This is a genomic window from Patiriisocius sp. (assembly GCF_051252435.1).
Classification (GTDB): domain Bacteria; phylum Bacteroidota; class Bacteroidia; order Flavobacteriales; family Flavobacteriaceae; genus Patiriisocius.
In genome coordinates this window covers 135,515-150,976 of sequence record NZ_JBPOFW010000004.1, presented here as the reverse complement: position 1 = coordinate 150,976, position 15,462 = coordinate 135,515, and the positions used below count along the sequence as shown (strand labels likewise).

Genomic DNA, 15,462 nt, shown 5'->3' with positions numbered 1-15,462 from the left:
AGATTGGGACGTTACGTACTTCAAAAAATAGGTTACGCGTTACTCACGCTTTTTGGGGTCGTTACGGTTATTTTTATGCTATTTGCAATGTTGCCGGATGACCCCGCAAAAATGATGCTCGGTCAAAACCAAAATGCCGAGCAAGTAGCGATGGTGAAAAAAAAGTACGGTCTCGATAAATCTATCGGCACGCAATATTTATTGTATCTCAACGATTTGTCGCCCATCTCATTTCACAGTAAAACCGAAGGCGATTACACTTTTTTGGCGCCCAATAAATACACTGCTTTAAAGTTGTTTAGCTTCGGAAATGTGACTACCGTTTTAAAATTTCCTTATTTGAGAGAATCCTTTCAAAAAAGCGGAAAAAAAGTAAGCACCGTCATTGCCGAAACATTACCAAATACATTTATACTTGCCATTTCATCCATTACCATTGCTATGTTTTTGGGCGTTTTATTGGGGATTATTTCTGTATTGTTTAAGGATGGTTGGATAGATAAAACAATACAATTGGTTAGCACTTTTGGGATGAGTGTTCCTTCATTTTTCAGCGCGATTATATTTGCATGGTTTTTCGGTTTTCTGCTAAACGAATACACAGGATTGAACATGACCGGAAGCCTCTACGAGGTGGACGATTTTGGCGAGGGAAAATATATTCAATGGAAAAACTTGATTTTGCCCGCTGTTGTTTTGGGGATACGTCCGCTAGCGGTTGTCAGCCAATTAATGCGAAATTCATTATTGGAAGTTTTGAATCAGGATTACATTCGCACAGCAAAAGCAAAAGGTTTGTCAATGCCACAAATAATTAGAAAGCATGCATTGAAAAACGCCTTGAACCCAGTAGTGACGGCAATTTCGGGATGGTTTGCTTCTATGCTTGCAGGTGCAGTGTTTGTTGAGTTTATCTTTGGGTGGAATGGAATCGGGAAGGAAATTGTAGATGCATTAAATAAAAGTGACCTCCCCATTATTATGGGGACAGTGCTCGTTATTGCCACTTTGTTTATTATTATCAATATTTTTGTAGATATTATTTATGGGTTGTTGGATCCTAAGATTAGTAGGTGAGAAAATATGAAAGGCTTTAGTTTTAATATTTTAATTGTAATCGCAATTTTTTTTAATAGTTGCGGAACAAAACCAATGGATAAAATTGACGACTCAAAAACCTTATTAGGTTGGTCAATTTTTGAAGATGAAAAACTGTTATTTAACATAGATACTTATTTGGCAGAAGATTCCCGAGGTAATTTTGGAATTCCATTTATTGTTGTCAAACGTAAAGTGGCATTTGATAAAATAGTAAATGAGTATTTTATTTCAAGCCATAAAAATTTATCTCAAATATTTGATTGGCCGATAACAGATTACTTCATGCATAACGGTAAGCCAGTTATATATTACTTTGAAAAAGGACCGTTTACAAATCCTTATAAATATCCTAAAGAGGTTGTTGAAAATTATTTTGTGCCAAATATTAATGATAACTGGAATAGAATTTATAATCCTGAAACGGGTGGCATTTTTCAGAAAAAATAGGAAATTCATTTCATCCAGATATTTGGCATTATAAAAATGGAATTCTTATCACAAAAGAATATAAAAAGTCATTGGCGAAAAAAATTTATGGAATTTCAGATATACGGAATATGTAAATATGGATAATTACAGAACTGATTATTCACAATTAAAGAAATAATAACTAAAGGATACCCCTCCCAAAACGGTGTGGCGATAATTATGAGAAACAAAATAGTAGCAGGAAACTGGAAAATGAATTGCGATATTTCGCAAACGTATGAATTATTGGATGAGCTTAAAGATAGCGAATTTCCTGAGGACGTTACGGTCATTGTAACGCCCCCGTTTACAAATTTACAGAGTGCTAACCAAGCGCTTGTGGATAGTGATATTATTGTTGCAGCTCAGAATATGCACCAGGCTAGTAATGGAGCCTTTACCGGTGAAGTATCGGCAGAATTGTTGCTTGGAGTGGGAGTAGATACGGTAATCTTAGGTCACAGTGAGCGCCGTGCAATGTTTTGGGAAACTAATGAAATCCTTGCCGCTAAAGTGAATACAGCAATTGAAAATGATATGACGGCTATTTTTTGTTTTGGTGAAGAACTTGGAGATAGAAAAAGTGACAATCATTTTAACATAGTTAAAGAGCAATTGCAGGAAGGATTGTTTCATATAAAAGCAGAAAATTGGGAGTCAATTATTCTAGCGTACGAGCCAGTTTGGGCCATAGGAACGGGAGAAACCGCGAGCCCTGAGCAAGCGCAAGAAATGCACCATTATGTGAGAGGACTTGTTGGTGATACCTTCGGAAATGAGGTGGCCGAAAATGTTTCTATTTTATACGGCGGAAGTGTAAAACCCGGCAATGCTAAAGAAATTTTTGGTCAAGAAGATGTTGACGGAGGATTGATTGGGGGAGCAGCACTTAAAGCTGAAGATTTTATCGCGATTATAAATTCATTTAAATAAAAGTCACCCTTACTATTTCCGAAGATATGTCACAAATATATATTGAATACGACTTTACCGTGCAACCGCTTCAACCCGGCACCGAAATATTGATTGCAGAGCTTGGTGTTGCTGGTTTTGAAAGTTTTGTGGAGCATGAAACAGGGGTAAAGGCTTATATTCAAAAAGATGAATGGCGAGAAGATGTGCTGGAAGATATTTATATTTTGGCGAGTGATGAAATGCGAATTACCCATAAAGTTACCGAGATAGGGCAGGTAAACTGGAACGAAGAATGGGAGAAAAATTTTGACCCTATTGTCGTGGATGAAACCTGCGCCGTGCGTGCGCCTTTTCATGATTCATATAATTGTAAATATGAGATTGTGATTGAGCCAAAGATGAGTTTTGGCACGGGACATCACGAAACTACGTTTATGATGATGCAGTATATCTTAGAAAACAAGTGGGAGGGAAAGACAGTTTTGGATATGGGTTGTGGTACCGCTGTACTCGCCATACTTGCTGAAATGAAAGGCGCAAAGACCCTTGATGCCATTGACATTGACCAATGGTGCGTTGAAAATAGTGAAGAAAATGTTACCCGAAATCACTGTAAAAACATACAGGTTATGTTGGGTGATGCAAGTGCAATCCCAAAAAATAAATATCACACTGTAATTGCGAACATCAATCGTAATATCTTATTGAACGATATGGAAGTGTACAAGAATAGTATGCTGCCAAATGCCGAATTATATCTTAGCGGGTTTTATATTGAAGACCTCCCAATAATTAGGGAATGTTGCAATAAGCTCGGACTGAATTTCGTTAGCAATAAAGAAAAAAACAAATGGGTTGCTGCAAAATTTGTATCTTTATAATAATCCTAGTTGTTTAATTAATCGCTTAACGCTATGAGCACCGAAAGAAAATACCAAGAAGAAGTTGATGTCCTTGAAGAAGTTTTAAAGGAAAATCAAATTGTGTTGTTCAATGACGATGTAAATACTTTTGATTACGTTATTACAACACTAATGTATGCTTGCGATCACACTCCGGAACAAGCTGAACAATGCTCTATCTTAGTGCACTATAAAGGAAAATGCACCGTAAAGACTGGTCCTTACGATGAATTAGAATCACGTTGTAGCATGTTACTAGACGCTGGATTGAGTGCTGAAATTCAATAAATTATTCCCAGCCTATAAAGTAAGATGTTGCGATAACGGCAAGTACAAGTATAATAAGTACTATAATTATAAACTTGGCTCCAAATCTAGTTTTAGCATTATCTTGAAGAATGTAGTCTCTGTTTGAGTTATTGTCTGCGTCTTTAACAATATCTGGTGTTGAACTATCTTTAGTATCCTTTGATGTCATTTTTTTAGTTTTTTATAAATGTAAGCATCCCGAAATATTTTTCCTAATAAGCTTGATATAAAAACTCTTAATAAATTCACAAACTATTAAATCTTAAGTTATATAAGCCGATTTTGCTATTTTTTTATTAAAATGGTTTAATTTATAAATGTGATTTATTTATATTTGCACCCCGAAACAAAACAGTAATTGTTTCAAATATGGCCTCGTGGCGCAACTGAATAGCGCACTTGATTACGGCTCAAGAGGTTACAAGTTTGAATCTTGTCGAGGTCACCAGTAAAACCAGTACTTTACAAATATTTTGTAAATACTGGTTTTTTTATTTGCAGAATATTTGCAGAATATCAACGATTTATTCCCTTTTATCTCCTTAGGTACAAAATTTTAATTTTTACAGTATTAAGAGAATAATAATATTTAATCAAACACTGAGTAATTTCCGTCTTTTAGATAAAATATGAGTGTTGAGTAAATGAGGGAATCCGCAGTGTTAAATCAGATTAATATTCTATTTTTAACGATTAGAATAAAATTTCTTAAAAATATAAATCTTAAATTCTGTTCCTACATTGGAATAAATATTTTAAATAAAATAAATGTCAAGCAACAATCAAAGATCCGAATTACAAAGTCAAATATGGAAAATAGCAAACGATGTACGTGGTTCTGTCGATGGATGGGATTTCAAACACTTTGTATTGGGTACACTTTTCTATCGTTTCATTAGTGAGAATTTTACTAATTATATAGAAGGTGGTGATGAAAGTGTCAATTATTCAAATCTATCAGATGATGTAATCAGACCAGAAATAAAAGATGATGCTATTAAAACGAAAGGATATTTTATATATCCAAGTCAACTTTTTGTTAATGTAGTTAAGAATGCTAACAATAACGAAAATTTAAATACAGATTTAGCTGCAATATTCTCTTCAATAGAAAACTCTGCAAATGGTTACCCATCAGAAGAAGATATAAAAGGATTATTTGCAGACTTTGATACTACAAGTAACCGACTAGGTAACACAGTAGAGAATAAAAATAGCCGATTGACACATGTTTTAAAAGGCGTAGAAGGCTTAAAACTAGAGGGTGATTTCAAAGATAGCAAGATTGATTTATTTGGTGATGCTTATGAATTTCTAATTCATAAATATGCTGCTAATGCAGGTAAATCTGGCGGTGAATTTTTTACCCCAACCAACGTATCGCAATTGATTGCACAATTGGCCATGCACAAGCAAGAAAAGATAAACAAAATTTACGACCCTGCGGCAGGTTCTGGTTCTTTACTTTTACAAGCAAAAAAACACTTTGATAATCATATTATAGAAGAAGGTTTTTATGGGCAAGAGATAAACCATACCACTTATAACTTAGCGCGAATGAATATGTTTTTACATAACGTAAATTACGATAAGTTTCATATTGTGCTTGGTAATACATTGATAAATCCGCAATTAGGTGATGATAAACCTTTTGATGCAATTGTTTCCAATCCTCCTTATTCTATAAATTGGATTGGTGATGCTGACCCTACTCTTATTAATGATGACCGTTTTGCTCCTGCTGGTGTATTAGCGCCGAAATCTAAAGCAGATTTTGCATTTGTACTACATTCATTAAGCTATTTATCTAGTAAAGGTAGAGCAGCTTTGGTGTGTTTTCCTGGTGTTTTTTATCGTGGTGGTGCAGAACAGAAAATTAGAAAATATTTGGTAGATAATAATTATGTAGAAACCATTATTGATTTAGCACCTAATTTATTTTACGGTACTACCATAGCGGTTACTCTTTTAGTGTTATCAAAACATAAAAAAGAAAATAAAACACAATTTATAGATGCTACAGGCGAGGATTACTTTAAAAAAGTAACAAATAACAATGAGATGACGAGTGCTCACATTGATAAAGTAATGGAAATATTCGATTCTAAAAAAGAAATAACACATGTAGCTACCACAATAGATAATACTATAATAGCAAAAAATGACTATAATTTATCTGTAAATAGTTATGTAGTGCCAGAAGATACTCGTGAGAAAATTGATATTGAAGTGTTGAATATAGAACTGGCTACCACAGTTAAAAAGATAGATAAACTACGTACCGAAATTGATAATATTGTAAAAGAGATTTAAGGATGAGTTTGTTAGATAGATTGTTAGAAGGAGTTGAGGTGGAATGGAAGACTTTAATGGAAATTAGTCATTCAATTTCAACAGGATTAAATCCTAGAAAAAATTTCAAGTTAAATGACGTTAATGAAGATGAACTGTCTATTTGGTACGTTACAACAAAAGATTATTCTAGAAGTGAAAAGATTGAATTTGTTGACGGTAAAACAGCTAAAATTACTAAAAAAGCAAAAGATATTATTAATAAACGAAGCAAGTTAGAGAAGGGTGATATTTTATTTTCTGCTGTCGGTACTGTTGGAAAAATTGCATTAGTTGATATTGACACACAAAATTTTGATATCAATGAATCAACTTTCGCAATAAAACCTAAAAATGATGTAATTATTCCAATTTTCTTGGTTTATTACCTTAGGTCTAACATCATTCAAAAGGCTATTAAAAATAATTTAAAAGGTAGTACTTTGTCAGGTGTCAGGAAAGGAACACTTGAAAATTTTAAAATCCCAATCCCATCTCCAAATAATCCAGAAAAATCAATCAAAATTCAAAAAGAAATAGTTCTTGTTTTAAACACGTTTACAGGACTTACTGAACGGCTTATTGAGGAACTTACTGCGGAACTTTCAGCACGTAAAAAACAGTATTGCTACTACCGTGAGAGTTTATTAACGTTTAATGAAGGTGAGGTAAAACACCTGCCTATGGATGATAAAAGTTTAGGCGAGTTTATTAGAGGCAAACGATTTGTAAAAACGGATATGATTTCAGAAGGTGTCCCATGTATACACTATGGTGAAATGTATACACATTACGATACATGGGCAGACAAAACCAAATCATTTGTTAGTAAAGATTTAGTAGAAAAGAAAAATCTTAGATTAGCCGAAAAAGGTGATGTAGTAATTGTTGCTGCTGGCGAAACAATTGAAGATATTGGCACAGGAACAGCTTGGTTGGGTGAAGAAGGTGTTGTTATTCATGATGCTTGTTTTTATTACAAGAGTAATTTGAATCCTAAATATGTTGCTTATTTTACAAGAACAAGACAATTTCATGACCAAATAAAGAAACATATTCGTACTGGTAAAATTTCTGCTATTAATGCTAAGGGATTAGGGAAAGCTATAATTCCTATACCTTCACCAGAAGAACAAGAGCGCATTGTAAGTATTCTAGATAAATTCGATATGCTTACCACTTCCATAAGTGAAAGTTTACCTAAAGAAATTAAGCTACGAAAAAAACAATACGAGTTTTACAGAAATAAGTTACTTACGTTCCCTAAAGATACTTTAGAAGCATAATATATGAGTCAGTCATTAACAGAAATAGCACAATTATTAAAAGATTGTACGAAAAAAGTACAGTTAATATATGCTTTTAATGGTTCAGGAAAAACACGCTTATCAAGGGAGTTTAGGTTATTGATTGATCCAAAAGATACAGGAGAGGAACCAGAAGAACAAGAAGAGTCTGTTATCAAAATAATGTATTATAATGCATTTACTGAAGACCTTTTTTATTGGGATAATGATTTAGATGCAGATACAAATAGAAAGCTGATAATACGGCCTAATAACTTTACAAATTTAGCGTTGCAATTTCTCAGAGATCAAGGGTTAGACAATAATATCGTAACCAATTTTCAACATTTTACCAGCGATTCTATAACACCTTTTTTTAATGAAGAGTATACTACTCAGGATGATAATGGGAATAATATTGTCATAAAAGCTTATTCAGAGGTAACATTTTCTGTAACAAGTGGTGACGACCAAAATGAGGATAATATTAAAATATCTAAAGGGGAAGAAAGTAATTTTATATGGTGTGTATATTATAGTTTAATAGAGCAAATTGTTGAGCTTTTAAATATTCCAGAAGCTGAAGATAGATCAAGCAATCAATTTGATGATTTGGAATATGTGTTTATTGACGACCCAATAAGTTCACTTGATGAAAACCACTTAATAGAACTAGCTGTTAATTTAGCGCAGCTCATAAAGAAGTCAAATGGAATTAAGTTTATTATTTCAACACATAATCCTCTTTTTTATAATGTTTTATATAATGAACTTGGAAGTAAAGCTTGTTATATGTTAAATAAGCTTGAAGATGGTACTTTTGATTTAATAGAAAAAATGGGAGATTCAAACAAAAGTTTTTCATATCATCTATATTTAAGAGATGTTATTAAGCAAGCAATTGATAAAAATGAAGTGTCAAAATATCATTTTGTTTTACTGCGTAATCTATATGAAAAAACAGCTAATTTTCTTGGGCATCAAAAATGGTCTGATTTATTACCAAATGATAATAGAGAAGCCTATGTAAGTCGAATTATGAATTTTTATAGTCATAGCACATTGTCAAGTGAAGAGGTAAGAGAGCCTACAACACCCGAAAAAGAAATGGTTAATTTATTATTTAAAAATTTATTGGATAATTCTAAATACTTGCAAGGAGAAATAGCAACGGATTCTACAATAGAGGAAGTGGTCTCAACAATAACAGCAGCTAATGAAACAGTATAAAACCATAGCAGAATCCAATAACTTTATTGTCTTAGACAAATACAAAAAGTTTTCAGAACTTAATGAAGCACCTGCAACTTACCAAACAGAGGCAGATTTAGAAAAAGAACTCGTACAAGATTTAATAAATCAAGGATATGATTATATAAAAAACCTCACTACACCTGCTGCAATGTTAGCTAATGTTCGCGTACAATTGCAAAATTTGAATAATATGCAGTTTACAGACAAAGAGTGGGAACGTTTTGTAATAGAATATTTAGATAAACCAAGTGACAACTTAGTAGATAAAACAAGAAAACTACAGGATAATTATATCTATGATTTTGTGTTTGATGATGGGCATATTCAAAACATCTATTTAGTAGATAAAAAGAATGTGGTGCGTAATAAGGTACAAGTAATTTCCCAGTTCGAGCAAAAAGGGACAAATGCCAATCGTTATGATGTTACTATTTTAGTAAATGGCTTGCCTCTAGTTCAAGTGGAAGTGAAAAAGCGCGGGGTAGCTATTCGTGAGGCTTTTAATCAAATACATCGTTATACCAAGGAGAGTTTTAATACATCAAACTCATTATTTAAATTCCTGCAAATATTTGTAATTTCTAATGGTACAGACAGTCGATATTTTGCCAATACAATAGAGCGTAATAAAAACAGCTTCGATTTTACCATGAATTGGGCAAAGTCAGACAATACTTTAATTAAAGATTTAAAAGACTTTACAACAACTTTTTTTGACAAACGAACACTTTTAAACGTACTGTTTACCTATTCTGTGTTTGATGTTAGTAATACGCTATTGGTAATGAGACCTTATCAAATTGCTGCTACAGAAAGAATTTTATGGAAAATAGAAAGTTCCTTTAATTCTAAAAGTTGGTCATCAACAGAAAGTGGAGGTTATATTTGGCATACAACAGGTTCTGGTAAAACCTTAACAAGTTTTAAGGCAGCAAGATTAGCAACAAAACTTGATTTTATTGACAAAGTATTTTTTGTGGTTGATAGAAAAGATTTAGATTTTCAAACCATGAAAGAATATCAACGTTTTTCACCAGATAGTGTAAACGGTTCAGATAGTACTGCAGGTCTTAAAAGGAATATAGATAAAGAGGATAATAAAATTATTGTTACAACTATTCAAAAACTTAACAATCTTATTAAAAGTGAAAACGACTTATCTATTTACCAAAAGCAAGTCGTATTTATTTTTGATGAAGCACACCGCTCACAATTTGGTGAAGCACAAAAGAACTTAAAAAAGAAGTTTAAAAAATACTATCAGTTTGGTTTCACAGGAACACCTATTTTTCCTGAAAATGCTTTAGGTTCAGAAACTACAGCAAGTGTTTTTGGTAGAGAATTGCATTCTTATGTAATTACAGATGCTATTAGAGATGAAAAAGTACTAAAGTTTAAAGTAGATTATAATGATGTTCGCCCTAAATTTAAAGGTATTGAAACTGAACAAGACTTAAAAAAACTATCGGGAGCAGAAAATAAAAAGGCGTTGCTTCATCCTGTGCGCATAAAAGAGATTTCACAATACATTTTACAGCATTTCAGACAAAAAACACATAGAACAAAAGGAACTAACAGCGGTTTTAACGCTATGTTTGCCGTTAGTAGCGTAGATGCAGCTAAATGTTATTATGAAGCCTTAAATACCCTTCAAAATGGGAGTGATAAACCTTTAAAAATAGCAACCATTTTTTCTTTTGCAGCAAATGAAGAACAAGACGCTATTGGAGAAATAGCTGAAGAAACCTTTGAGCCTACAGCAATGAATAGTAGTGCTAAAGAGTTTTTATCAAAGGCTATTGATGATTATAACGCCACATTTAAAATGAATTATGGAATTGAAAGCAAAGGCTTTCAAGACTATTACCGTGATCTAGCAAAAAAAGTTAAAAATAAAGAAGTTGATTTACTAATAGTCGTAGGGATGTTCTTAACAGGCTTTGATGCACCTACATTAAATACCTTGTTTGTAGATAAGAATTTGCGTTATCATGGCTTAATGCAGGCCTTTTCACGAACCAATCGTATTTATGATGCTACAAAAACCTTTGGGAATATTGTCACCTTTAGAGACCTAGAAAAAGCGACTATTGATGCAATTACATTATTTGGTGATAGCAGTACGAAAAATGTAGTGTTAGAAAAAAGCTATAAGGAATACCTAGAAGGCTTTACAGATATTGCGACAGGTAAAGCACGCCGTGGTTACATAGAAGTAATAAATGAGTTAAAAGAAAAGTTCCCTAATCCTGAAGACATTGTAACTGAAAAAGATAAAAAAGAATTTTCAAAACTGTTTGGAGAATATTTACGTGTAGAAAACATATTGCAAAATTATGATGAGTTTAATTATTTGAAAGAACTTCAGGGTATTGATATAACAGATTCACATGCAATTGAAGAATTTAAAGAAGAGAATTTTTTAACAGATGAGGATATTGCAAGTATGCAAGCAATTGAAGTTCCTACAGAAAGAACCATTCAAGATTATCGCTCTACGTATAATGATATTCGCGATTGGTTACGACGAGAAAAACAAGGAAACGATGCAGAGGAATCTGGTATTGATTGGGATGATGTGGTTTTTGAAATAGATTTATTAAAATCTCAAGAGATTAACTTAGATTATATTCTGGAATTAATTTTTGATAACAATAAGAAATCTAAAACTAAAGAAGAATTAGTAGAAGAAATAAGACGTGTCATTCGTGCTAGTGTAGGCAACAGAGCAAAAGAAAGTTTAGTTGTTGATTTTATTAATGCAACAGATTTAGATAAAATAAAAGAAAAAGCGACTATTATAGATGCATTCTTTGAGTATGCACAAAAAAGACAAAAAACAGAAGCGACAGTTTTAATTAAAGATGAAAATCTTAACGAGGAAGCAGCGAAACGTTATATAATAGCATCTTTAAAACGTGAATATGCTAGTGAAAACGGTACAGAGTTAAATTCCATTTTACCTAAAATGAGTCCTTTAAATCCTCAGTACTTAACTAAAAAACAAAGTGTTTTTCAAAAGATTTCCTCTTTTGTGGAGAAGTTTAAGGGAGTAGGTGGAAGTGTTTAATATATTCAATAAAAAAATTACAACTATGTTAGAAAAATTCAAAACATATTTAATAAAAAAGGGGTATAGTGAGTTTACGCCATCAGGCAATCCCTCAACAGCATATGATTATATGAAGCGTGTAAGTAAAATATGTTCTAGAGAAGCTATCACCGTAGTCCATTTAGCTGATAATATAAGTTTTTATATTGATAAATATGGTCCAGCTGGAAATGATAGTGCTTTTGGTAAAAGGAGTAATAACGCTTTTGTCAATGCTTTAAGAAGATTTGGTGAGTTTGTTATAAGTTCTAATTGATTTTTTATTCTATAATTCATTTTCTTTAATACCACAAAATAGTTAAAAAAACAGATGCATTTATATAACTTAAAATCAAAGGAATCTATTAGTGACTTAAAAGAGAAGCCATTTAAATTAGAAAAAGAAACACAATCACTTTTTGAAAGCAACTTGAATGAGTTAATGGATTTGCAATTAGTAAAAATCTGAGTTCTCTATTAGAAGTAAACGCATAGATACTTTGGCTTACAATGCACAGTCTAATGCATTTATTTTTATTGAATATAAGAGGAGTGAAGTTATTACCAAACTGCAAGCCATTTTTGTACAAAGTTTTAAATGGGAAGGTCGTGGATTAATTGGCAAATGTTGGGGATTGAGGAGATGAAATTGAAAACGAAATTAACATCGAAATCGAAAACTAAAGCGGAAACAAAGAAATTTGATGAGGGTGGTGATGTTGTTTTAGAGCGTATTACTGAGGGAGACATAAAATCTAAAAATAGATGAGGATTGCTGCAATTTATATATATCCAAATAGTAAACCATACCTTTTTGGTGACAATCATTTAGGTATTACAATTAATCTTGGTGGTAAATATTTTTATGATGTTTCTACAATAGGTGGCATTGAAATCATAATTGACAAAAAAATCAACAAAAATTTTATAAAAGACTTTTGGGGAATTAATGTTGAATTAGTTTCTGCTATCGTGGGTGCAAATGGTACAGGTAAAACAACTATTCTTAATTTGATAAAAGAAAGTTGTCAATTAGTTATTGAGGAAGATAATAAGGATCCGTATATTATGTGGACAAATGCAGGAGGACTTTTTTTTTACTATAGTCCTTATTTGGGTGAAAACAATGAGGATGGTGATATTTCTAATATTCATAATTTATCAAAATTATCTCAATTTAAGAAAGACACAAGATGGGTAAGAGATGAATTTAATGTTCTTTGGGAATACCATAATTCTCAGCGCTTAAAAAGAATTATAACTTTTATAGAGAAAGAAAAGTATAAAGATATTCTTGATGAAATAAATATCACCTCATTTACGAAAATCAAACTAAAGTTTTCAATTATTAAAAAAGACAACTCAAATACTTCAAGAAATTTTCGTCCGTTTTTTGATAGATTCATTAAGTTACAAGAAGTAGAAAGAATAAGTAAAGAACAAGAGTTCTTAGATAAGTTGAGACTAGACACTAAAGCTAAAATTAAGGAAAGTGTTGAATATAATAATTACAGTAAAAACTTAAGATTAAAATTACATATACTTGACAGTATAATTCACAAAATACATTCTATTTTAGAAAGAACAGGGAATGACTTCTTAGAGGAAGGTTTCATAAAGAATAACATTAGTGAGGATAATCCAGAATTTCTTCAAATTACCTCTACTAAAGAAGCATTATTTTGGTTTTTAGATAATGCCTTTATAGAAAAACGAGAAAATAAATACTATCTTCCAAAGAATGAAATCAAGAGTTTTACTAAACTTCTATTGGAGATGGTTGATGAGGATAATCATATTAACTATACCAATGAATTAACAGTAGACTTTAATAATGTAATATCGATAATTGATTCATATCAGAGACTTTTGTTATCTTTTAGAGATGTATTTGCATATGATGAAACATTATTTTTAACTTTTCAACCCGACGTTACCCTAAGCTCCGGAGAGATGTCTTTTTATGAGTTGTTTTCTTCACTAGATGACGCAAATAATATTATAGAAAATAGGCTAGACGCAGGACACTATGATGAAATTAGCGAATATCCTGTACATCAAAATTATTTTCTTTTAATTGATGAGGGAGATCTTGGGTTTCATCCTACTTGGAAAAAATCATATATAAATTCCTTAATTTCAGTGATTCCTGAAATATTTCAAAATAAGACTCTACAAATTATTCTCACAACTCATGACCCATTGACACTTTCAGATATTCCGAGTCACAATTCTGTTTACTTAGATAAAGATGACTTAGGAAACACAATATTATATAACAAGAACGACAACTCATCATTTGGCGCAAATATTCATGACTTATTATCTGACAATTTCTTTCTGAAGGGAGGGCATATAGGTGATTTTGCAAAACAAAAAATTAACACGGTTATTACTTTATTAAATAGTTTAATTGGAAAAAAGAAGAAGTTTGACAAAGTAGATATATCAAATAAAGAGAAGGAGATTTTGTTTATTACAATCAGCATGGTTGGCGATACTATCGTTAGAAAGAAACTAATGGAAATGTATTTTGAAGTTTTTTCGGATACTCAAGCATTAAATAGTGAAATAAATAACCTTGAAAAACAAATTTTACTTTTAAAACAGAAAAGAGATGATATCACTTAGAGAATGTTGCGATAATATTAAAGAAATAGAAAAGGAGCACACATCTTTTATGTTTTTGCATATTGAGCCACTGATTAATTTTTATATAGAAGTATTTGTATTAATAGAGGAGATATCTTCAAATACAAATAACAAATATATTATAGAAGCTGTAAAGGATATCGGTGATCTAAATGCTGGTATAAAGAAATCATTGTTACAACCCTTCTTTAAAAAGAGAGATTTCATTAAAACAATCTCAGATTATAAGAATATAAAGTTTGACGATAAGCTAATTTTTGATAGGATATTAATTTCAAAAATCATAGAAGACTTAATGTATCTAAAAACTGAAGTTAAAAATATTTTGGCCTTTAAAGTTTATGACGATTCTACAACTGCTTGTAGGGATTTGTCAATTTATATCTCAATTAGTAACGATATTGAATTTTTACTCCCTAAAATATTTAATTATAAATGGTTTATCAGTCAAGGCCCTGATACTACTTGGAATGCTTATAAATTGACTTCTAAATTGGGAATTAATATATGTTCGTATTGTAATAGACAGTATACTTTTACAGTGAGTTCTTCGAATACCCATACAACTCGCCCTGAGTTAGATCATTTTTTGCCGAAAGGAGAAAATCCTCTTTTTGCTTTATCGTTTTACAACTTAATCCCTTCTTGCACAGTGTGTAATAGGGATTTAAAAGGTAGTATGCCTTTTGAGGCGAATACACATTTTAGTCCTTACGACGATAATCCAAAGCACGGCTTTTTAAAATATAACTATAAGCCTTTAACTTATGATGGCTCTGTAGGTTTAACTGATGAAATTACTATTGAATTAAAAATAGATGACCCATCTAATACTGAATTAGCTAAAAAACTACAATCTAATATTAACGTTTTTAATTATGAAGACATAGCTGCGCATCATCGTGATGTTGCTCAAGAAATTATAAGAAAACGATATTTTTCGGAAGACAATTACATTCAAATATTACAAGAGACTTTTCCAGATGCTAATTTGTCATTAGAGGAAGCATACAGATATGCTTATGGAAACTTTTATGGTGAAAAAGACTTTGCAAAAAGACCTTTAGCTAAGTTGACAAAAGATATTGCTATTAATGTTGGTTCTATTTACGAATATAAAGAAAGTGATAAGTAAACATTTTAAAACCAAATT

15 protein-coding genes and 1 tRNA gene are annotated in these 15,462 nt (G+C 31.6%); 15 read left to right on the top strand and 1 reads right to left on the bottom strand.

What is annotated here, in order from left to right:
• The first annotated feature begins 3 nt into the window (after nucleotides 1-3).
• The 5 genes from ACSHW7_RS10255 (at nucleotide 4) to ACSHW7_RS10235 (ending at nucleotide 3,674) form a co-directional block, all read left to right on the top strand.
• Entirely contained in the window at nucleotides 4-1,077 is a 1,074-nt protein-coding gene (locus ACSHW7_RS10255) for an ABC transporter permease (protein ID WP_435679261.1), read from the top strand.
• Between the two features lie 75 nt (nucleotides 1,078-1,152).
• On the top strand, nucleotides 1,153-1,548 hold the full coding sequence (locus ACSHW7_RS10250) for a hypothetical protein (protein ID WP_435679260.1): 396 nt from the start codon (nucleotides 1,153-1,155) through the stop codon (nucleotides 1,546-1,548).
• A gap of 201 nt (nucleotides 1,549-1,749) precedes the next feature.
• Nucleotides 1,750-2,502, top strand: a complete 753-nt coding sequence (gene tpiA / locus ACSHW7_RS10245) for a triose-phosphate isomerase (RefSeq protein ID WP_435679259.1) — start codon at nucleotides 1,750-1,752, stop codon at nucleotides 2,500-2,502.
• A 26-nt stretch (nucleotides 2,503-2,528) separates the two neighbouring features.
• Nucleotides 2,529-3,365 (top strand): 50S ribosomal protein L11 methyltransferase, encoded by an 837-nt coding sequence (gene prmA / locus ACSHW7_RS10240; protein ID WP_435679258.1) that lies wholly within the window; start codon nucleotides 2,529-2,531, stop codon nucleotides 3,363-3,365.
• A gap of 33 nt (nucleotides 3,366-3,398) precedes the next feature.
• Nucleotides 3,399-3,674, top strand: a complete 276-nt coding sequence (locus tag ACSHW7_RS10235) for an ATP-dependent Clp protease adaptor ClpS (RefSeq protein WP_435679257.1) — start codon at nucleotides 3,399-3,401, stop codon at nucleotides 3,672-3,674.
• Nucleotide 3,675: 1 nt separating this feature from the next.
• Here ACSHW7_RS10235 and ACSHW7_RS10230 read toward each other — a convergent pair whose 3' ends face one another.
• On the bottom strand, nucleotides 3,676-3,864 hold the full coding sequence (locus ACSHW7_RS10230; protein WP_435679256.1) for a hypothetical protein: 189 nt from the start codon (nucleotides 3,862-3,864) through the stop codon (nucleotides 3,676-3,678).
• 202 nt (nucleotides 3,865-4,066) lie between these two features.
• On the opposite strand from ACSHW7_RS10230, the gene ACSHW7_RS10225 reads away from it, so the two are divergent.
• The 10 genes from ACSHW7_RS10225 to ACSHW7_RS10180 all read left to right on the top strand — a co-directional run bounded on the left by ACSHW7_RS10225 (nucleotide 4,067) and on the right by ACSHW7_RS10180 (nucleotide 15,444).
• Nucleotides 4,067-4,143 (top strand) — tRNA-Arg (locus ACSHW7_RS10225).
• Nucleotides 4,144-4,463: 320 nt separating this feature from the next.
• Entirely contained in the window at nucleotides 4,464-6,008 is a 1,545-nt protein-coding gene (locus tag ACSHW7_RS10220) for a type I restriction-modification system subunit M (protein ID WP_435679255.1), read from the top strand.
• A gap of 2 nt (nucleotides 6,009-6,010) precedes the next feature.
• Nucleotides 6,011-7,312 carry a restriction endonuclease subunit S gene (locus ACSHW7_RS10215; protein WP_435679254.1) on the top strand — a complete coding sequence of 434 codons (1,302 nt, stop codon included), beginning with the start codon at nucleotides 6,011-6,013 and terminating at the stop codon, nucleotides 7,310-7,312.
• Between the two features lie 3 nt (nucleotides 7,313-7,315).
• Nucleotides 7,316-8,542: an AAA family ATPase gene (locus ACSHW7_RS10210; protein WP_435679253.1), complete on the top strand. Its 1,227-nt coding sequence runs from the start codon at nucleotides 7,316-7,318 to the stop codon at nucleotides 8,540-8,542.
• Nucleotides 8,529-11,636 carry a type I restriction endonuclease subunit R gene (locus ACSHW7_RS10205; protein WP_435679252.1) on the top strand — a complete coding sequence of 1,036 codons (3,108 nt, stop codon included), beginning with the start codon at nucleotides 8,529-8,531 and terminating at the stop codon, nucleotides 11,634-11,636. The genes ACSHW7_RS10210 and ACSHW7_RS10205 overlap by 14 nt, the downstream gene beginning before the upstream one ends.
• 25 nt (nucleotides 11,637-11,661) lie before the next feature.
• Complete coding sequence (locus tag ACSHW7_RS10200) at nucleotides 11,662-11,934, top strand: hypothetical protein (protein ID WP_435679251.1); 273 nt, start codon at nucleotides 11,662-11,664, stop codon at nucleotides 11,932-11,934.
• Between the two features lie 54 nt (nucleotides 11,935-11,988).
• Complete coding sequence (locus ACSHW7_RS10195) at nucleotides 11,989-12,126, top strand: hypothetical protein (RefSeq protein WP_435679250.1); 138 nt, start codon at nucleotides 11,989-11,991, stop codon at nucleotides 12,124-12,126.
• Between the two features lie 129 nt (nucleotides 12,127-12,255).
• Entirely contained in the window at nucleotides 12,256-12,426 is a 171-nt protein-coding gene (locus ACSHW7_RS10190) for a hypothetical protein (RefSeq protein ID WP_435679249.1), read from the top strand.
• On the top strand, nucleotides 12,423-14,288 hold the full coding sequence (locus ACSHW7_RS10185) for a hypothetical protein (protein WP_435679248.1): 1,866 nt from the start codon (nucleotides 12,423-12,425) through the stop codon (nucleotides 14,286-14,288). Before ACSHW7_RS10190 ends, ACSHW7_RS10185 begins: the two co-directional genes overlap by 4 nt.
• Nucleotides 14,275-15,444, top strand: a complete 1,170-nt coding sequence (locus tag ACSHW7_RS10180; protein ID WP_435679247.1) for a hypothetical protein — start codon at nucleotides 14,275-14,277, stop codon at nucleotides 15,442-15,444. The genes ACSHW7_RS10185 and ACSHW7_RS10180 overlap by 14 nt, the downstream gene beginning before the upstream one ends.
• Nucleotides 15,445-15,462 lie beyond the last annotated feature (18 nt).